We start from the raw sequence: 20,906 nt of genomic DNA on the forward strand, positions 1-20,906 counted from the left end.
TTTGAAACGGGTATTTTCCGGGGAGGCCGGAATTCGAACCCGGCAATGTTGCAATAGGCTGACCTTGTGGATAATAATTAGCGAGAAAGCACATTTGCGGAACCCCGCCGGATGAGTACATTTGTCGTCCTTATACTTAGTGTCTAACCTTAACCAACATCATGAAAAAGTTCTACTTTCTCCTGACCGTTGCCGTAGCGCTCGGCCTCGCCGCATCCGCGCAACTGTCACGTAAGGCTTCGACTGGCAAAAACCACGCGCGTTCCTCGAACGTTGCTGTTGCCCGTCAGGCTAATCCGCTGAAGAAGCACTCCGCTTCCATCCAGCGCACCGCTACCACCTTATGGTCGGATGATTTCAGCGTCCCGGCAAACTGGACCCTATCCGCTTCGGTTGGTACGGATAACTGGGTCATCGGCGTCAACGGCCCGAGTGGTTCGTTCGCGATCGATCCGATCAACTCTACCTCCGCAGCCAACGGTTTCGCCATGTTCGATTCCGACCTGCTGTGCAGCGGCGATCAGGTTGCTGAGCTCACGCTTGCCAACAACATCGACCTGAGCGGCACTACTTCCGCTCGTCTGGTATTCGAGCAGTACTACCGTCGTTTCTTCGACTCCACCTACGTGTTCGTATCCAATGACGGCGGCACCACCTGGACCCAATACTCGGTCAACGCCAACACGGTGAACAACAACTTCAACTCGAACAACGCTCCGTTCGGTTCCGAGTCGAACCCGGACGTGGTTTCCATCGACATCACCAGCGTTGCTGCCGGTTCTTCCCAGGTACGCGTTCGCTTCCAGTTCTACTCTCCGGCTACGCTGGATCCCAGTGCCGGCTGCGCTTACGCGTGGATGGTTGACGATGTCGCGATCGAAGACATCCCTGCCAACGACATCGGTATTGCCGAGACCGCTAACCCGAGCCAGTACAGCTCGACCCCGATCCTGCAGGTTACCCCGTTGACCCTGGCTGCCCGTGTAGTCAACAACGGCGGCGCTGTTGCCACCAACGTTGGTGTGACCATCGACATTTTCGATGCCAACCTGAACAACGTCTTCACCGGAGCCACCAGCACGGCATCCAGCCTTGCATCCGGCGACACCACGGCGCTGCTGAGCACCGCAACCAGCTTCACCCCGGCCGATACCGGCATCTATTACATCCAGTATGTATGTTCGATGACCGATCCGGACGCCAACACCTCGAACGATACGACCTACTCATTCGTTTACGTTGACGATTCCACCTACGCGCGCGATGAGACCTTCTTCGACGCTGCTACCTACCTCGGCGGCTTCGGTTTCAACGGCAACACCGGTTACCTCGGACACATGTTCGATATCATCCAGGCTTCTTCACTCACCTCGGTTTCCTTCTTCCTGGATGCCGCCACGCTGGGTGATGTAATGTCTGTCGACGTGTTCACGGTTAGCGCTGGCGAACCGAGCCTGGTCATTGGCGGAACCGGCAACTACACCATCTCGGCGGATGACACCGGTGGCGCTTTCATCACGCTTCCGTTCCTTTCCGCTATCAACGTGATCCCTGGCCAGTATTTCGTAGCTGTCAACCAGCAAAGCACGAACAACATCACCCTCGGCGCTTCGAGCGGTTACTTCACCCCGAACACCGGTTTCTTCCAGGTTGCCGGCGGCGCATGGACCGCTCTCGAGACCGTGTTTGAACTCTCGTTCATCCTCCGTCCGAACAACCCGTCTTCGACCCTGGTTGGCGTGAACAACGTCGAACTGAACAAGAACATCACCGTGTTCCCGAACCCGTCGAAAGGTTACGTCTTCATCATGACCAACAACGGTGCTGAGAAAGACGCGCTGGTAACCGTGAGCAACACCATGGGCCAGATCGTTTACACCAACACCTTCTCCGCTCTGGACAACGCGAAGATCGATCTCCGCAACCAGGCTGACGGCATCTACACCGTACGCGTACAAACCGCGAACGGCGTGATGACCAAGAACATCATGGTTTCGAACAAGTAATCGATTCCTCGAATAGCTGAAAAGGGCTGCCCGGGAGGGTGGCCCTTTTTTTTATAGGGACGAGGGGCGAGGGACGAGGGACGAAGGACGAAGGACGAGGGACGAGGGGCTAGACCGAGACCGAGACCGAGACCGAGACCGAGACCGAGACCGAGGGACGTGGGACGAGAAGCAAGAAGCGATACTTCCACATACTATTAATCAAATAAAAAAACCGAAACCCGAAACGCGTCTGCCTGCCGAAGCTTGAGCGGAGGCAGGAAACTGGAAACTCGAAACTGGAAACCCTCAAACTTTCTTGATTCCTTTGGCCAGCTTGGAGGCGAAGATGAAGTCGTTGAGTTCGGGGTTGTCGGTGCGGAGGATGTCTTCGACGGTTCCCTCCCACCACTTTTGCCCTTTGTGCAAGTACAGGATCTTGTCCCCGATCTCCAACACGGAGTTCATGTCGTGTGTGTTGACGATCGTGGTGATGTTGAACTCCTCGGTGATTTCCTTGATCAGGTTGTCGATGACGATCGACGTACGCGGATCGAGGCCCGAATTGGGTTCATCGCAGAAAAGGTATTTCGGATTCGGAGCGATCGCGCGCGCGATGGCTACACGCTTTTTCATTCCGCCGCTCAGCTCCGACGGCGTGAGTTTGCTGGCCTGCGGAAGATTGACCCGGTTGAGGCAGAACTGCACTCGTTCGCGTTTCTCTTCAAGCGTTTGATCGGTGAACATGTTCAGGGGGAACATGACATTCTGTTCCACCGTCAGCGAATCGAACAAGGCTCCTCCCTGGAAGACCATGCCGATATCCTGGCGAAAGGGCTTCCGCTCCTTTTTGCCGAGTCCGGAAAAAATGTGACCGTCGTAGACGATCTCGCCACTGTCGACTTCTTCGAGGCCGACCATGCATTTCATCATGACCGTCTTCCCGGAACCGGAGCCACCAATGACCAGGTTGATGTGCCCTTTCTCGAAAACGGTACTCACGTTGCTGAGGATCGACCTTCCGGAAAAACTCTTCGATATGTTCCGGATCTCGATCATGTCAGGATGAGCTGAGTGAGGATGTAGTCGAAAATGAGAATGAGGATACTGCTGTAGACCACACCCTGGGTGCTGGATTGTCCGACTTCGAGCGCGCCACCGGCGGTATGGTAACCATGGTAGGCGGCAACGGTGGTGATGATATAGGCAAACGTCACCGTCTTGATGATCGCGAACACCACGTTGAAAGGCACGAACTGATCCTGCAAACCGGTGATGTAATCGGCGGATGAGATCACACCCGCCGCAGTGCCGGCCACCCAGCCACCGGCGACACCCAGAAACATGGATATCGAGACAACGAAGGGGAAGATCATGATCGCGGCCACGATCTTGGGTAACACGAGATAGGCTGCCGAATTGATGCCCATGATCTCCAGGGCATCGATCTGTTCGGTGACCCGCATGGTACCGATCTCCGAAGCGATGCTGGAACCGATCTTACCGGCCAGTACCAGGCAGATCATGGTGGGAGAGAATTCGAGAATGATGGAATCGCGGGCGACGATGCCGACCGCCGACATCGGCACCAGGGGATTGACCAGGTTGTAAACCGTCTGGATCGTGATTACGGCGCCCATGAAGACCGAAACCAGGGCCACAATGCCCAGTGATCCCCAACCGAAGTTGTCCAGTTCACGGACCAACTGCTTCCAGTAGATTGAGAACTTCTCCGGTTTACTCAGCAGGTCCCTGATGAAAGACCAGTACCTGCCCATGTGAAACATCCAATTCATACGCCGCGGGCCAAAAATACGAAAAGCGAATCTGTGAACATTCCAGCACAATTCGCCAATCAACAAACCGTTGTGTATGTACCTTCGCTGTATGCTCCGTCGCCGGTCGTTCTTCCTGTTGTCTCTGGTCCTCCTGCTCTCCAGCGGTTGCGGCATTTTTAAGAAGAAATGTGATTGTCCCCGCTTCGGAAGCGCCGAAAACCGGATCAAACACGGTTGATCGGCAGTTTATTGGAGGAATTAAGGTTTATATGACGTTTGTAATGCTGTTTTTCGAGGAATAACCCTACTTTTATCCCCCTATTTAAATTCATTCTAAATAACGATGGGGGCAGAAAACCGCTACTTATCCCAGCTTAAAAGGGGCCAGAAAGGCGTCGTGGAGAGTTTCACCGACTACGCGCTTTCGCTTAAACTCCTTGAAATGGGATGCATCCCGGGAGAGGTGGTGGAAGTGCTGCGCATCGCTCCTTTCGGCGACCCCATTGCCATTGCCGTTTCGGGTTATCAACTCAGCCTGCGAAAGGACGAAGCCGCCACGGTTCGCGTCCGATTGATCTCCTGAAGAGTACCTTACAGCCCTTGTCGAACAACTTGAAAATAGCCTTGATCGGTAACCCCAATTCGGGGAAGAGTACCGTATTCAATGCCCTGACAGGGCTGAACCAAAAGGTCGCCAATTTCCCCGGTGTCACAGTCGACAAGCGCACCGGCACGACCGTCATTCGCAGTGAAAGCGGAGAAGCCGTGAACTGCGAGTTCATTGATCTTCCCGGTACGTATTCGCTTTACCCCAAGTCGCCCGACGAACAGATCCCGTTCCAATTGTTGTGCAACCCGGACCACGAACTGCACCCGGACCTGTCGATCGTCGTAGCCGACGGCACCAACCTGAAGCGCAACCTCTTCCTTTGCTCGCAACTGATCGACCTGCGCATCCGCGTGATCCTGGTGATCAACATGATGGATATCGTGCGCGCGCGCGGAACGGACATTGACCTGGATTGTCTTTCGAAAAAACTGGGCGTGACCATCGTTCCGATGAATGCACGGCGCAGCGACGGCCTGGAAGAACTGAAGCGTGCGATCGTATCCGCCCAGCCTGTCTCGAATGCCTTCTTCCTCGACACGCGCGCGTTCGCTCCGCAACTGGTGGATCGCATCCGCGAGGAAGTGCGCGTCAACAGCGATTACAACGCCTTCCTCGTAGCCAACAACCTCGGACTGATCGAGACCTTCGCGCTGCCGGAGTTCAAACGCGAAAAGATCCGCGAAGCCTGCCAGCAGTTCGGCTACGACCCGCAACAGATGCAGGCACGGGAATCGCTGGAACGATACAAGGCGATCACCAACATCCTGCAAGAATGTGTACGATCGGAAGAACATCCGGTCCGCAAATCGGGCACATACAAGATCGACTCCATCCTCACCCACCGGGTGTTCGGCTATCTGATCTTCCTGTTCATCCTCTTCCTCATCTTCCAGGCCATCTTCGCCTGGGCGACCTATCCGATGGACCTCATCGACCGGGGCTTCGCGACCCTGAGCCAGCGGCTGCACGACAACATGGCGCCGGGTCTGCTGACCGATCTGCTCATCGACGGCATCCTCGCCGGCTTGAACGGTATCGTGGTCTTCATCCCGCAGATCGCCCTGCTCTTTTTCTTCGTCGCCATCCTGGAAGATTCGGGCTACATGGCGCGGGTCTCGTTCCTCATGGACCGTCTGATGCGGCGGTTCGGGCTCAACGGGAAATCCATGATCCCGCTGATGAGCGGTGTGGCTTGTGCCGTACCGGCGCTGATGAGCACCCGCACGATCCAGAACCGGAAAGAGCGGCTGATCACGATCCTCGTGACGCCGCTGATGAGTTGCTCCGCGCGTTTGCCCGTCTATACACTCCTGATCGCCCTGGTCATACCGAATGATCTCATGCTGGGCATGAGCATGCAGGGACTGGTGCTCATGGGTCTTTACCTGCTCGGTTTCGTATCTGCTCTTTTCGCGGCCTTGGTCTTCAAGTACATGCTGCGTTCGAAGGAACGCAGTTTCTTCGTGATGGAAATGCCGCTGTATCGCTTACCGCGCTTCTCGACCGTTTTCCTGCACATCCTGGAAAAGGTGAAGATCTTCCTCTTTGATGCCGGTAAGATCATCATCGCGATCTCCATCGTGCTCTGGTTCCTTTCCTCCTTCGCGCCCGGTAACGCTTTTGAACAAATCGAAGCAACCTACCGGACCGAGAAGATGAGACAATTGCTACCCGCGGAAGAGCTCGAACACCGGATCCAGACCGAGAAGCTGGAAACCTCCTATGCCGGTCGCCTCGGACATTTCATCGAACCCGTCATCAAGCCGCTGGGCTTCGACTGGAAGATCGGCATCGCGCTCATCACCTCCTTCGCGGCGCGGGAGGTATTCGTGGGGACCATGTCGACGATCTACAGCGTGGGTGATGAAGAATCCGCTTCGATGACGGTCAAGCAGAAGATGCGGGGAGAGATCAATCCCGACACCGGCGGGCCGCGGTATACCCTGGCGGTCGGGCTTTCGCTGATGTTGTTTTACGCCTTCGCCATGCAGTGCATGAGCACGGTGGCCACAGTGTTCCGGGAGACACGACGATTGAAGTATCCGGTCTTCCAGGTCGTGTACATGAGCGGCATGGCCTACCTGGCCAGCCTGATCGCTTATCAGTTGCTCAAGCCTTAATTTCCGCTTCGTATTTTTGCGCGGATGTCGGTCACGATCGAAAGCGTACTCGCGAAATATCTCCCTGCGGAATGTGTCCGCGAATGCGCGAGTTGGATCGTACACAAGAACATCCACTTGCGGATCACCGGCATGCGGGCTTCCAAGCTTGGCGACTACCGTCCGCATCCCACCGGTAACGGACACCAGATCACGGTCAACCACGACCTGAATCCGTTCGCCTTCCTGATCACCTTCACGCACGAAGTCGCGCACCTGGTCTGCTACGAACGCTATGGCCACCGGCACGAGCCGCACGGGCGGGAGTGGAAGCACCATTTCCGTGAACTGCTCCTCCCATTTCTTGATCGAGGCATTTTCCCTCCCGAGCTCGCGCAGTTCGTTTATGCCTATCTCCGCGATCCCGGCGCGTCCAGTTGCAGCGATCCCGGATTGATGCGGGCCTTGCGCAAGCACGATGAACGCGGAAACGACACAATCGTTCACCTGGAGGACCTCCCGGAAGGTTCGCGCTTCAAACTTGCCGGAGAACGCAGCCGGCTGCGATTTGAAAAGGGTCCCCGCCTGCGGTCCCGCTTCCGGTGCTTCGAAACCGACAGCGGAAGAGAGTACCTGGTGAGCGCAATCGCGGAAGTTCTGCCGCTGCAGGAAGCACCTCCGGCGGCCTCCGCAACGAGTTGATCCACAGCGCCATTTCCCGCTCCCAGCGCGGCACTCATTCGCATATTTGGCTAACTTTGCGCTACAACCAAAGTAGCATGGCAAACACCACGCAAGCCACGGCCGTTCACCTTCCGGTTTCCGATATGGCGGAAAACCTGATCGGTTCCGAGATCATCAAGCTGGCAGCGGAGATCAACGAAAAGATCCGAAACGGAGAACGGATCTTCAACTATACCATCGGCGATTTTGACCCGAAGATCTTCCCGATCCCTTCCGAGCTCAACGACGAGATCATTCGCGCCTACGAGCAACACCATACGAACTATCCCGCAGCCAACGGAATGCCGGAGCTCCGGAAAACCGTTGCGGAATTCCTGCGCGACTACGAAGGTCTGAACTATACGGCCGACGAGGTGCTCATCTCCGGCGGCGCGCGCCCGCTCATCTACGCCACGTATCTGACACTCCTGGATCCGGGCGACACGGTCATTTTCCCGGTACCGTCCTGGAACAACAACCACTACACCCACCTCTCACGCGCGAAAGCCGTATTCGTCGAGACCCGGCCGGAGAACAACTTCATGCCTACGGCCGAGGAGTTGCGGCCCCATCTGGCCGGCGCCACCCTGCTTGCACTTTGTTCGCCGCTCAACCCGACGGGCACGGTCTTCAGCAAAGAGCAACTGCTGGCGATCTGCGACCTGGTCGTGGAAGAAAACAAACGCCGCGGCCCCGACGCGAAGCCCTTGTACCTCATGTACGACCAGATCTACTGGGTGCTGACCTTTGGAAAGACGGAACACTACAACCCGGTCAGCCTGCGTCCGGAGTTGCGCGATTACACCATCTTCGTCGACGGCCTGTCGAAGTCGCTCGCCGCTACCGGCATCCGGGTCGGCTGGTCCTTCGGTCCGCAACGCATCATCGACAAGATGAAGGCGATCCTCTCGCACGTCGGCGCCTGGGCCCCGAAAGCGGAGCAGGTCGCTTCGGGCAAGTACATGAGCAACCGTTCCGCGATGGACCGCTTCGTTACCTCCTTCAAAGGCGAGATCTCCGAGCGGCTCGACGGATTCTACCACGGCTTCCTGGAACTGCGTAAGGAAGGATTTTCGGTGAATGCGATTCCACCTCAGGCCGCCATTTACCTGACCGTTCAGTTCGAACTCGTCGGTAAGAAAACACCCGACGGCCGTGTGCTGAACAATCAAAAAGCCGTCACCCAGCATATTCTCGACGAAGCGAAGCTTGCACTCGTTCCGTTCTCCGCGTTCGGAGCTTCGGACGATTCGAACTGGTACCGCTTGTCGGTGGGCACGTGCAACAAGCACGAGATCGGTGAAGTATTTTCCACCCTGCGCCGCGTACTCAAGGCGCTGGCTTAATCTTTCTTCGGTCGCGTACCGGGGAATAAGCAATTGAGATGAAGAACAATTACTGCATCATCATGGCCGGCGGCATTGGCAGCCGCTTCTGGCCCATGAGCCGGAATAATTTCCCAAAACAGTTTCTTGACATCCTGGGCACAGGCAAGACACTGATCCAGCAGACGTTTGATCGTTTCCGGTCGATCTGTCCGGTGGAGAACATCTACATCGTCACCAACGACAGCTACCTCGAGCATGTGTACCAGCAGGTACCGGAAGTGCCGAAGTCGCAGGTCCTGGCCGAGCCGCAGCGCCGCAACACCGCGCCCTGCATCGCTTACGCGGCCTTCAAGATCGCCGAGCGCAATCCGGACGCGAACATGATCGTGGCGCCTTCGGACCACATCATCCACGACGAAGCATCCTTTCACGCGGCGCTGACCAAAGGGCTTGCTTTCACCGCCGGCAACGACAGCCTCCTCACGATCGGCATTCATCCCAGTCGTCCGGATACCGGCTATGGTTACATCCAGTTCCAGGAAGAGGGCGGGGACGACAAGTTCCGGATCAGCAAGGTCAAGACCTTCACCGAAAAGCCGAACCTGGAGATGGCGAAGTTCTTTCTCAAGAGCGGCGAGTTCGTCTGGAACGCCGGGATCTTCCTCTGGAACCTCCAATCCATTCTCAAAGCCTTCCAGCAGCATTTGCCCGATATGTACCACCTCTTCGAGGAAGGCAAGGGCATTTACAATACACCCGGTGAAGCGGACTTCCTGCGCAAGACCTACGAATTGTGCACCAATATCTCGATCGACTACGGTATTCTGGAAAAAGCGAAAAACGTTTATGTCCTGAGCGCCGAATTCGGCTGGAGCGATCTGGGGACCTGGAAATCCCTGTACGAAGAGCTGCCGAAAGACCCCGCCGGCAACGCCGTGGTCGGCCCGCATGTGATGCTGGACCGCACCTCCAATTGCATCGTCAATTTCCCGAAAGACAAACTGGCCGTCATCCAGGGCCTGGAGAATTACATCGTCGTATATGCCGACGATGTCCTGCTCATCTGCCCCAAAGACGACGAACAACAGGTGCGCAACCTGGTGAATGATGTGAAGATCAAGAAGGGGGATAAGTTCGTTTGATATCCTTGCCAGATCGATGAAATAAGAAAGGCTGTCGCGAATCGACAGCCTTTCTTATTTCATTCGTCTCCGGGATCACTTATTCTCACCCACCATCTCCTCCGGCTTGACCCATTCATCAAACTGTTCGGAAGTGAGATGCCCGAGTTCGATCGCGGCCTGCTTCAGCGTAAGGCCTTTCTTGTGCGCGGTCTGTGCGATCTCGGCTGCCTTGTAGTAGCCGATCTTCGTGTTGAGTGACGTTACCAGCATGAGCGAGTTCATGAGGTTCTTCTCGATATTCTCGCGGATCGGTTCGATGCCGACGGCGCATTTGTCGTTGAAGGAGACGCAGACGTCGCCGATCAGGCGGGCGGAGTGCAGGAAGTTATAGATCATCACCGGTTTGAACACGTTCAGCTCGAAGTGTCCGGTGGCGCCACCGATGTTGATCGCTACATCGTTGCCCAGCACCTGCGCGGCGACCATGGTCATGGCCTCGCACTGGGTCGGGTTGACCTTTCCCGGCATGATGGAAGAGCCGGGCTCGTTGTCCGGGATGTGCAGTTCGCCGATGCCGCAGCGCGGGCCCGAGGCCAGCAGGCGGATGTCGTTGGCGATCTTCATCAGGGAACAAGCGACGGTCTTCAGAGCACCGTGGGCTTCCACGATCGCGTCGTGCGCGGCCAGCGCTTCGAACTTGTTCTCGGCGGTGACGAACGGCAGGCCGGTCAGCTTCGCGATGTGCTTCGCTACGTTGACATCGTAGCCTTTGGGTGTGTTGATCCCCGTACCGACGGCCGTTCCGCCCAGTGCCAGTTCGGCCAGGTGGGGCAGCGTATGCCGGATCGCGCGCAGGCCGTGTTCGAGCTGGGAGACGTAACCGGAGATCTCCTGTCCGAGCGTCAGCGGGGTCGCATCCATGAGGTGGGTACGACCGATCTTCACGATGTTCTTGTATTCCTTCGCCTTCGCCGCGAGGGTATCGCGCAGCTTCTCGATGCCCGGGATGGTCACATCCATCAGGATCTTGTAGGCGGCGATGTGCATGGCAGTCGGGAAGGTATCGTTCGACGACTGCGACTTGTTCACGTCGTCGTTCGGGTGCACGGCTTTCTTCTCGTCGGTGAGCTGACCGCCGCTGATGACGTGTGCGCGGTAGGCGACCACCTCGTTCACGTTCATGTTCGACTGCGTACCGGAGCCGGTCTGCCACACGACCAGCGGGAACTGATCGTCCAGCTTACCCGCCAGGATCTCGTCGCAGACCTGTCCGATGAGGTCGCATTTCTCTTTGGGTAATACGCCGGCATCAAGGTTAGCCAAAGCCGCAGCTTTTTTGAGGTAGGCGAACGCGCGCACGATCTCCTTCGGCATGCGGTTGATATCCTGCGCGATCCGGAAATTATCGATCGAACGCTGCGTCTGAGCGCCCCAGTAAACATTCGCGGGCACTTCCACGACACCCATGGTGTCTTTTTCTTTACGGTAGGATTGCATGGTTTGGTGTTCCGGGTTTCGGGTTTCGGGTTTCGAGTTTCGAGTTGCTGAACCCGATAACCCATCTACTTTTTAGTGCTCACGATAAGCTATTGACTAATCGCTATTGGCTCAACTCAGCTTACTGTTTACTGTTCACTGTTCACTGTTCACTGTTCACTGTTCACTGTTCACTGTTCACTGTTCACTCCCGCCTACGCTAAAGCTTCGGCGGGCAGGATTCAATATTCACTATTCACTATTCACTATTCACTATTTACTATTCGCTATTCGCTATTGGCTATTCGCTAAACACTGTTTACTGTTCACTGTTCACTCAATACAAGTCCAGCACCCTCTCCGCCGGTCTCCCGATGATCGCCTTTCCGTCTTTGACGACGATCGGGCGTTCGATGAGTTCGGTGTGTTCGCACATGGCGGATATCCATTCTTCTTCTGAGAGTTCCTTACCGGCGTATTTTTCGGCAAATACCTTTTCGGATTCCCGCACGATATCGCGCGCCTTCAAGCCCAGTAACTGCAACGCTTCGCGCAGGTCTTCGGGTTTCGGTTGCTCTTTCATGTATTCGAAGATCTCCACGTCCTCTTCACCCTGGTCCTTAAGGTAGGCCAGCGCGGTTTGGCAGGTAGAGCAGGTGGGTTTGAACCAGATCCTTAACATAGGGACGAGGGGCGTGGGGCGTGGGGCGAGGGACGTGGGACGTGGGACGTGGGACGTGGGACGAGGGGCGAGGGACGAGGGACGAGGGACGTGGGGCGAGGGGCGAGGGAAAATTGTTCCGGGTTCCCTGCCTTCGCTAAAGCTACGGCAGGCAGGCGAGTTCGTTAGCTCAACTCACTATTCACTGTTCACTATTTACTATTCACTATTCACTATTCACTATTCACTATTCGCTATTCGCTATTCGCTATTCGCTATTGGCTCCTGCCTTCGCTAAAGCTACGGCAGGCAGGATTCGCTAAACACTGTTCACTGTTCACTATTCACTGTTCACTCAATGCACACTCTCCTGCATCAAAAACGCCTTGATGAACGGATCCAGGTCGCCGTTGAGGACGCCCTGGGCGTCGGAGGTTTCGACGTCGGTTCGGAGGTCTTTGACGAGCTTGTAAGGATGCAGCACGTAGTTGCGTATCTGCGAGCCCCATTCGATCTTCTTCTTGCCCGCCTCGGTGACGGCCTTGGCTTCGTTCCGCTTGCGGATCTCGAGTTCGTAAAGCTGCGAACGCAGCATGTTCATCGCGCGCTCGCGGTTGGCGCCCTGGGATCGTTCCACCTGACAGACAACGACGATGCCGGTCGGCTTGTGCGTGAGCTGCACCTTGGTTTCGACCTTGTTCACGTTCTGTCCGCCCGCGCCGCCTGAACGCGAGGTCTGGATCTCGATGTCGGCGTCCTTGATCTCGATCTCGATCGTATCGTCGACCATCGGATACGAGAACACGGAAGCGAAGGAGGTATGTCGGCGCGCGTTGCTGTCGTAGGGCGAGATGCGCACGAGGCGGTGCACTCCGCTCTCCCCTTTCAGGTAGCCGTAGGCGAATTCACCGTCGATCTGGAGCGAGCAGGATTTGATCCCCGCCGCTTCGCCCTCGGACAATTCGAGTTCGGAGACCTTGAAGCCGTGCTTCTCCGCCCACATGATGTACATACGCATGAGCATGGAAGCCCAGTCCTGGCTTTCGGTACCGCCTGCGCCCGAGTTGATGTTGATGATGGCGCTGAGGTGGTCCTCTTCGGAGCCCATCATGTTCTTGAACTCGAGGTCTTCGAGCAGCTCAAGGGTGTGGGCGTAGGCAGCGTCGACTTCCGCTTCGGAAGCGTCGCCGGACTTTTGAAATTCGAAGAGCACGGAAAGGTCATCGTACGAACGTTCGATGGCCTGGTAGGCGTCCGTCCAGTTCTTCAACTGGCGGATGGATTTCATCACTTTCTCGGCTGCGGCGGGATCATCCCAGAACCCGTTGGCCAGCGAAAGCGCTTCTTTTTCTCTTATCGATAACAGCTTGCTATCGACGTCAAAGATGCCCCCTTAGCGAATCCAGGCGCCCTTTGAGATCTTTTAGTTGATCGGTTGTCATTGCGGGCGCGAAGGTAGCAAATAGTGAATAGTGAATAGTGAACAGTGAACAGTTTGGAGGGAATCCTGGCTGATGAAGCTTTAGCGGAGGCAGGAGCGAATAGCGAATAGTGAATAGTGAATCTTGCCCGCCGTAGCTTTAGCGTAGGCGGGAGTGAACAGTGAACAGTGAACAGTGAACAGTGAGCAATGTTGAGGGAGGATGGGGTTCGGGACCCTCGCCATTAGGAAGATTTCGGACCGAGGCTCCTGAGAGTTCGCGGTTAGCAAACTCAATATTCTGATAATTAATTACTTAGATTATTCCTGGTCGCGGAGGATGGACCAGACCAGTTCCGGTTCGAAGCCCCGGCGGATGGCGTAGTCGGCGGCTTTGCGGTTGCGGATGAAGGGGTCGCTGTCCTTGCTGGCGGCGAGGCGGGTACGGAGGAGCGTTTCGAGGGTCTTCCGGTACTCGCGATCGTCGATGCCGGCCAGGGCCTGGCGGATGAGCGGGGAACTGACCTGCTTCCCTTTCAGAGCCTGCTCGATGCGGACACGGCCCCATTTCTTAATGCGGAACTTACCGCCCGCGAAAGCATGGGCGAAGCGTTCCTCCTTGAGGAAGCCGTCCGAAATCAGCTCTACCAACAGCGACTCGACTTCACGCCGGTGAAGGCCCCAGCTATACAACTTGTCGCGGACCTCCTGCTGACTGCGTTCCTGGTAGGCACAATAGCGCTGCGCCCGCTTGAGCGCCTGCTCGGGCGACAGGATAACCTTTGGCTTTGCTCTCCCCTCTTCCATCGCGTCAAATAAGCCGGATCACTGCAAGGGGTAGTAGATATCGGTCTCCCACTTCATCGTATCCTTCTCCATCATCGGGTCGGTCACGTACGACTCCCAGGGAGCGCCGGCGATCTGGAGGTTGTTGGCGCCGAGGTAGGCATGAATGGCGGCATGTCCGTCGCCGGTTTTTTCGTAGGGACCGTAGAAACGAACCATGGCAACTTTTCCGGCCTTCACTTCGCCGGGCTTCACCTGGCCATCCGCCTTACCGGGCTTGTCGACCGGGATGGCGATATCCATATCGAATACCGTACTGCTCTCCGAATAGTAGAACGCGGAAGGAGCGCCCGCCATGTTCAGCCCTTGCTTACCCATGACCTGACCGATCCTGCCGTATCCTTGGCCGAGCTTTTGCCCGATGGTGGCCAGCGAGGCGGTATCGCGCAAGGCGAGGTAGTGCATACCGGGGAAGTCGATCACCTCGACACTCAACGCAGGACCGGCCGGCATTTTTTCCAGGATGCTCTTCAGGCGAGCAAGGCCCTTTTCGAAGTCCTTGCCGACCATGCCGTCCATGAACTTACCGATGATGCGCAGCAGCGGGTTCATCCCCACTTCGAACTCAAACGCCCAGGTCACCCTGGTGCCTGCTTCTTCCGGAGCAAAGGTGAAGGTCGCGAAGGCCGAGCCTTCGTCCATGAAGCTGAGCTCCTCCCTGATCATCTGCCCATCGACCACCTCGACGAACTTCATCATGCCCTTCCCAACATCCTTGTTGTTGGACTCCCACTTCATCGCTGCACCGACGCCGGTTTCCGGCCCTTCGTAGGTGTAGGTCGCGGCCGTATCCATATCATGCCAGGGCGACCAGCTATTGAAATTGTGGAGGTTGTTCACATAAGCAAAGACTTTTTCCTTCGGTTGGTTGATGACCGTAGCCCGTTCCACATGGACCTTCGACGGGAACATAAAACCAATAGCGGCAATGACCAACAAGAGGATCGCGATGGCGATCAGGACGCGTTTGAAGATTTTCATGACTGTGTGGCAAACAAGGTTGAGGGGGATAATGTCGTGATTTTTTCAGAAATACAGTACAATTTGCCCTGCCAACGAGTCCTGTCATGTCCTATAGTAACCTTAGTACTGATACTGAAGGATATACCGCTCAGCAGCAGTTCTATCAATTTCAGTCCGGTAGCTAATCTTAGCTAAATTCGCGTACAGTTCAAGCAAAAGAACTGCACTGATTCAAACCTAAAAACTATTTAGAGAATTGGGGGTTGAGACAACTACTTTGCAGCAGCCTTGACAATTGACCTATATTTTTACAATCTTTCTCACTACTTTTCCAACATTGGTATAGACAATTATATAATAAATTCCGCTATTCCAGGATGATGAATCTACAACTTTTACATCGCCTCCCAATTTCCCATTTGCAATTACCGTACCTGATACATTAATTACATCGTACTTCATCCAGTTTAAATCGGAAAATAAGTCCAGCTTAATACAAAATGATTCCTTAACAGGGTTTGGAGCGACCAGTAAATTAAGTTCCTTCCAACCTGTTCTATTACCAATCTCCTCATCCGATAATTCAGAAGCTGTCCGCATTGATGACCTCCCTGTCACACAATCCCGAATAAAAGCAGTAAAATCAGAGCCCTCAGCCGCCTCGAATCCTGCTGTCAAAGTAACTTCATAAGTTGACCGATAGGTAACTTCTTGATTAGCTGCTATTTTTTCTTCTGAAACTAAATTTCCTATACTCTCCTCAATCTTATTAGATTGCACGATGCCAGTTAAAAACAAATCAGTATTAATCGGGCAGAACAAATGCGATTTCCATGCCCCTCGTCCATGGGTGGCAGCGAATATTTCATTTGATCTATAATTTATCTTAGTACTTAATACCCATACCCGTGGTAGTAAATGATTAAATGCCTGCCATTGTCCAACATCATCATTATAAACATATACTCCATTAGATGCCGCTGCATAGATATTCTTTGAGCCCTTCTCAGTACATAGGCCATAAAAATCGGCGTCATCCGGCAAGCCTTGCATAAAGTCAGTCCATGTCATCCCTCCATCACTCGAGCACATCATCCGGTGAACAGTTCCTTTAAAAGATACAATTACTCTTAGGGGATTATATGGGTCGACTGCAATGCCACCGATCTCCCCACCTCTTAATCCTTCAAGGCCTGGAGTCCGATCCAACCAAGTAACTCCTCCATCCGGTGAATACCAAAACCATCCTTCGAGCGGAGCCGGGTGCCATATTGTATATCCATAATTAAAATATATATGTTCCGGTTTCAATTCACATATTGCAATATTTTTCACCTTTTGAGTTGCTGGCACATTTGTAATTTGCGTCCAAGACAATCCATAATCAATACTCTTAAATACATTTTCAAAACCAACATACATAACATTAAATTCCTCTGGGTGTTGAACAAGGGGAAACCTAGAATCATCAGACGTCGTGCCTGGCGGCCTAAGATTACTGGTCCATGAATATCCATTGTCATTACTTCTTAATATGACTCCTGGAGTTTGTGCATCTGTATGATAATAATATTTAGCTTCAGAATTATCTATTAATGTGGTAAATCCGTCGCCTCCCATTATTTTTGACCAACTGTTTGACAAATTACCAATATCACCGTCATGCAATATGGTACCATTATCCTGTGTCCCAATTATGATCTTCGTGTCCTCATTTTCATCTGTATCAATATCCCACAATTGAGTTATTCTTAAGCCCTCATTCAAATAAACCCAAGTTGAGCCATTATCGTATGAGACTGACAATCCGCCATCTGTGCTAGCGTAAATAACGTTTGTATTTGGTTCGAATTTCAATTCATGAACATCCATGTGTGGAATTGGCAGATAAAATGGGCTTACACTCCAAATACCATTGACATTAACCACACGTTTAATGTAATTACTAGTAGTTACATAAATATTATTGACATCTGTTTCGTCTACTGCTAAACTTGTTCTAGATGGAGGACTTTTGTCTAACTGCGTTATAATAGAATATGAATCTCCTCTATCCGTAGATATATATAAATAATTAAAGTGCAAAGTTGGATTTGAGCATAAGACATATATGGTATTATCATTACTTTCACTCATCTCGATTTCGGATCGCTCTACTCCTGCATTAATACTAAGGCCATTTGCACTTTCGGACCAGTTTTCACCTCCATCGACGGATTTATATACTGAAATACCAGAAAGAAACATTATTTCAGGATCAGAAGGACAAAATTCTAAATCACTCAACTTTTCACTGAGAAACACATGCTTAATATACCAATCCAAGCCAGAGTTATCTGACTTATACAAATAAGATACAGGCTGATGCGCCGCCCAATTATAAGTCTCTATAATTGAATATATTTCCGATGAGCTCCCGGGTTTAAATGCAATTCTTCGTGCCTTTTTTTGCGATGGGAAGTCCCAAAAATTTGTCAAAACAGTCGATGAGTTCAAATCATACCAATTTCCAATTGCTGTTAGGGACCATGTAATACCTCCGTCCATCGACCGAAAGATACCTCTGCTGTGTTCAGCTGTATTACCTAGATATGTTCTATTAAAATCCATCGGAGCATCTGGGTCTCCTGTTGAAACGTAAATAATCAGCGGATTATTTGAATCAACGATGATGTCAGATATACCTATATTTGGAAGAGCATCTGTATTCATAATCTCCCATGCACTTCCTGACCCTAATGTTCTTTTCCATAACCCTCCAAGTGGAGAACCTACAAACAAGGTACCATTAGAGGCAAAATCCGGGTGAAATCGAATACAAGAAGTTCTACCTATGCCTCTGCTGCCTAAATTGCTTGTTAACAAATCAGGTGTTTGAAATGGGCCTAGCTCTATCCAATTCGCTGTTTGAGCTAGACTAAAGCTATTTAAAAACACTATGATAATAAATACACCTTTCTTCATACTAGTAAATAACTATATATTTTACATAAACTTTTTCTTCAGTAAAAAGATGAATGAGGTACATGCCCGAAGTTAATGTTGATGTAAGGTTAATAGCTGTTCTTTTTTCTTCCCCACATATTAACATTTGTTTCACTTCTACTCCTGATATAGTACTTATTCTTATTTCTTTAATAGGCAGTAAAGATTGAATATTAATATCGCCATTACTTGGATTAGGGTAAATTGATACTTTTTCAGCCTCATCCTGAGTTTCAATAATATTTGTAACTAACTCCCCACACGTGTAATTAGGCATATTGAATAATACTACTCCCGTCTGCTGAAAGCAATTGAGTCGAAAATATTGCTCGAACATGTCATATTGATAGAAGCCCCCTAATGTGCTTCCAATCCCCTCAATTATTTCAACTCCGGTTACTTGGTGAGATCCATTTTCGAGTGTGTATTTTTTTCGGTAATCTGATCCAATTAAAACTGAATCTATAGAATGAATGTAATTATATAATCCAGTTTGCATAAAACAATTTAGGTTAATTACAGAGTCACCGACTTCTAAGTTAAAATTGTATAAAACACTATCACATGTATTGCATGTTAAACTAAATATGTCCTTAAAATAAACAATTTTCTGAATTGTATCCTGCCATAAATATCCGAATCTTCTTTCACCGTAACCGTATGACCATGGATGATTGATCGCATGCTCAATCTTTATATTTAGTATACTAATAAGATTTCCATTGTAAAGCGTATCTCCAACAAAATAGATTTGGTAATCGCTAATCTCTACCCCACCCGGATAGGAATAATCATATTCAGTCACACGCCAAAAGGCATCTGATTGAGGAAACGGGAAATACCGTGATGTTTGCGCAAGCACTCTACTGTCCCATTGAATAAAGTGAATTAGTATCCCGAGGGTTACGTATCTTAATATCCTCATTTCAATGTTGATTTTCCAATTTTTGAATACGTTTTTCCTGCTCAATAATATAGAGTGTCAGCTCTTCTATCTTAAGGAGCAGCAGCCTAGATGTTTCGCTTAAGGATATTCCCCCATCTGCTTTAACCTCAGCGGCTGATTTCAGCCCGGGTAAACACCTGTTATCCTTAATAAAAGCTTCCAATTCTGTCAGGCTTCGAAGCGAATAGTTATCCCCAAATACAAAATCCGGCCAATCTGCATGCATCTTAACCTTGATTTCTTCACAAATAATCTTTCCATTAACCCCCAACTTATAACCAGTCGGAATTAATGAGGTATTTATTGCCAGCGAGTTTACTACTCCTGATCCCGTATTTCCGATTTTGAACATTACATTATTGTTATTGTCCACGACTTGTATCGGATCAGATGCATCCGGGTAATTATTCATGGTTATCTTTAATGCAACATTATCGGAGTAATTCAGATGCAAATGCGCCTGAGGATCGCTTGTTCCAATCCCAACATTTCTGGTATCACATAAGAATATATTCTCCATGGTAGCATCCTCGGAGTACCAGGGAATTACAGGTGCATAACAAAAAGGTAGTTGATTTCCGCCTCCACCTGTACCAGGGTTTGTTCGAAACAAATTTCCTAAACTGTCAACAAACAGGTAATTAACATAATTGCCTCCAGCGAGCGCAGAAAATCGAATATTACCCGATGAATTTATCTTGATCCCTTCTACATTATTGGATTTGAGAACTAACTCCGTTGAATCTGTCGTTCCAATAAAATCGGTTTCCTCGTTCAAGAACGAATTACCATTAATCGTCCAATCATCCCGATCCGGCTCCGTCAGGTCGATCTTGACGTCGGGTTTGGTGCAACCGTTGGCATCCGTAACCAGCACCGAGTAGGTGCCGGCCATGAGGTTGGAGAGGTTCTGGGTATTTTGACCGGTGTTCCAGGAATAGGTGTACGGCATCACCCCGCCGGTGACGGTGGTGGTCACACTGCCGTTGGAGCAGTTGTAACAGGTCGTGTGGTGGCCGTTGGGGTAGGTCGGAGCTGTCAAATCCACTTCGATCGAACCGGGTTGCGTGAGCGTGATACTGGCCGTTACGCCAACGCCGTTCAGGTCCTTGACCAGCACCGTGTACTCGCCGGCTTTCAGGTCTGCCAGATCCTGCGTGAAGTTTCCATTGCTCCATTGATAGGTATAAGGCGCAACACCGCCGGAAACCGTCAGGTCAATGGCGCCATCATCGCTGCTCTTGCAACTGAGGTTGTACCCGTTGTGCAGCGGGCTGGTGATGCTGACAATATGCAAAGGCGTGGGCTGCGTCAGACTGGTCGACAGTTGCAACTGGCATTGGTTGACATCCCAAACAATCACCGAATACGATCCGCTCGGCAGGTCGTGATTCGTCTCCGTCTCGGCGCCATTGCTCCACTGATAGGTATAGGGCGTAGCGCCGCCGCCGATGACAGCGGTGATCCAGCCGTCGGCAGCCCCTTGCGCGGAAACGTTGAATCCGCCTCCGTATGACGAAACATCAAGCGAACCGGTCAGGGCTTCCGAGGCGATCAGCGTATAGCTCTTGATGATGGTGTCCTGCGCAGCATCAATAACGGAAATGGAATACGTTCCGGCTGCCAGGTTGGTAATGGTTTTCGTGTATGCACCCGTTGACCACTGAAAAGAATAGGGCGGCTGTCCGCCAACGATGATCGCCTCCAGGGTACCATCACTGGCTCCGTTGCAACTCACATGGTATCCACCATTGAACACGGAAGGGTTAAATGTCACATCCAATGACTGTCCGGAGATTCCGAGGGACAACAGCAATAACACAAGCGAAAATCCCCCCCCCCTTAAAATATTCGAAAAATGAAGTTTATTCGTTTTTGTTTTCATGGCATCGGTTTAAAATCGTTAGCAATATCAAAGGATAACAAGGAATTTTAAAAATGCAAGTGTTTCGGAAAATTTAA

General features: G+C 51.9%; 15 protein-coding genes. 5 read left to right on the forward strand and 10 right to left on the reverse strand.

Going from position 1 to position 20,906, the window contains the following annotated elements; genetic code table 11:
• Window positions 1-161 precede the first annotated feature (161 nt).
• Window positions 162-2,006, forward strand: coding sequence for a T9SS type A sorting domain-containing protein (locus tag IPJ96_13205; protein ID MBK7911286.1), 1,845 nt, complete (start codon window positions 162-164; stop codon window positions 2,004-2,006).
• Between the two features lie 288 nt (window positions 2,007-2,294).
• Here IPJ96_13205 and IPJ96_13210 read toward each other — a convergent pair whose 3' ends face one another.
• Together IPJ96_13210 and IPJ96_13215 are read right to left on the reverse strand one after the other, a co-directional pair.
• A complete protein-coding gene (locus tag IPJ96_13210; protein ID MBK7911287.1) occupies window positions 2,295-3,044 on the reverse strand; it encodes an ATP-binding cassette domain-containing protein in 750 nt (249 codons plus the stop codon).
• On the reverse strand, window positions 3,041-3,781 hold the full coding sequence (locus IPJ96_13215; GenBank protein ID MBK7911288.1) for an ABC transporter permease: 741 nt from the start codon (window positions 3,779-3,781) through the stop codon (window positions 3,041-3,043). The genes IPJ96_13210 and IPJ96_13215 overlap by 4 nt, the downstream gene beginning before the upstream one ends.
• Before the next feature lie 429 nt (window positions 3,782-4,210).
• Here IPJ96_13215 and feoB point away from each other — a divergent pair, with 429 nt between their 5' ends.
• From feoB to IPJ96_13235, 4 genes are all read left to right on the forward strand, one after another.
• Window positions 4,211-6,493 carry a ferrous iron transport protein B gene (feoB, locus tag IPJ96_13220; GenBank protein ID MBK7911289.1) on the forward strand — a complete coding sequence of 761 codons (2,283 nt, stop codon included), beginning with the start codon at window positions 4,211-4,213 and terminating at the stop codon, window positions 6,491-6,493.
• 24 nt (window positions 6,494-6,517) lie between these two features.
• Window positions 6,518-7,174 (forward strand): sprT domain-containing protein, encoded by a 657-nt coding sequence (locus tag IPJ96_13225; protein MBK7911290.1) that lies wholly within the window; start codon window positions 6,518-6,520, stop codon window positions 7,172-7,174.
• Between the two features lie 125 nt (window positions 7,175-7,299).
• Window positions 7,300-8,541 (forward strand): pyridoxal phosphate-dependent aminotransferase, encoded by a 1,242-nt coding sequence (locus tag IPJ96_13230; protein ID MBK7911291.1) that lies wholly within the window; start codon window positions 7,300-7,302, stop codon window positions 8,539-8,541.
• Between the two features lie 38 nt (window positions 8,542-8,579).
• Window positions 8,580-9,665, forward strand: a complete 1,086-nt coding sequence (locus tag IPJ96_13235) for an NTP transferase domain-containing protein (protein ID MBK7911292.1) — start codon at window positions 8,580-8,582, stop codon at window positions 9,663-9,665.
• A gap of 75 nt (window positions 9,666-9,740) precedes the next feature.
• Here the strand turns inward: IPJ96_13235 and fumC are convergent, their stop codons facing one another.
• From fumC to IPJ96_13275, 8 genes are all read right to left on the reverse strand, one after another.
• Complete coding sequence (gene fumC, locus IPJ96_13240) at window positions 9,741-11,144, reverse strand: class II fumarate hydratase (GenBank protein MBK7911293.1); 1,404 nt, start codon at window positions 11,142-11,144, stop codon at window positions 9,741-9,743.
• Between the two features lie 316 nt (window positions 11,145-11,460).
• Window positions 11,461-11,805 carry an arsenate reductase (glutaredoxin) gene (locus IPJ96_13245; GenBank protein ID MBK7911294.1) on the reverse strand — a complete coding sequence of 115 codons (345 nt, stop codon included), beginning with the start codon at window positions 11,803-11,805 and terminating at the stop codon, window positions 11,461-11,463.
• Window positions 11,806-12,139: 334 nt separating this feature from the next.
• A protein-coding gene (gene prfB, locus IPJ96_13250; GenBank protein ID MBK7911295.1) for a peptide chain release factor 2 occupies window positions 12,140-13,226 on the reverse strand; the annotation gives its coding sequence in 2 pieces (ribosomal slippage) (window positions 12,140-13,165 and window positions 13,167-13,226; 1,086 coding nt in all).
• 299 nt (window positions 13,227-13,525) lie between these two features.
• A complete protein-coding gene (locus IPJ96_13255) occupies window positions 13,526-14,011 on the reverse strand; it encodes a RecX family transcriptional regulator (GenBank protein MBK7911296.1) in 486 nt (161 codons plus the stop codon).
• Window positions 14,012-14,029: 18 nt separating this feature from the next.
• On the reverse strand, window positions 14,030-15,031 hold the full coding sequence (locus tag IPJ96_13260) for an SRPBCC family protein (protein ID MBK7911297.1): 1,002 nt from the start codon (window positions 15,029-15,031) through the stop codon (window positions 14,030-14,032).
• Window positions 15,032-15,313: 282 nt separating this feature from the next.
• Window positions 15,314-17,977: a T9SS type A sorting domain-containing protein gene (locus IPJ96_13265; protein MBK7911298.1), complete on the reverse strand. Its 2,664-nt coding sequence runs from the start codon at window positions 17,975-17,977 to the stop codon at window positions 15,314-15,316.
• A gap of 1 nt (window position 17,978) precedes the next feature.
• A complete protein-coding gene (locus IPJ96_13270; GenBank protein ID MBK7911299.1) occupies window positions 17,979-18,860 on the reverse strand; it encodes a T9SS type A sorting domain-containing protein in 882 nt (293 codons plus the stop codon).
• A gap of 64 nt (window positions 18,861-18,924) precedes the next feature.
• A complete protein-coding gene (locus tag IPJ96_13275) occupies window positions 18,925-20,766 on the reverse strand; it encodes a SprB repeat-containing protein (protein ID MBK7911300.1) in 1,842 nt (613 codons plus the stop codon).
• Between the last annotated feature and the right edge of the window lie 140 nt (window positions 20,767-20,906).

This window comes from Bacteroidota bacterium, assembly GCA_016713765.1.
Taxonomy (GTDB): Bacteria; Bacteroidota; Bacteroidia; order AKYH767-A; family 2013-40CM-41-45; genus Pollutiaquabacter; species Pollutiaquabacter aromativorans.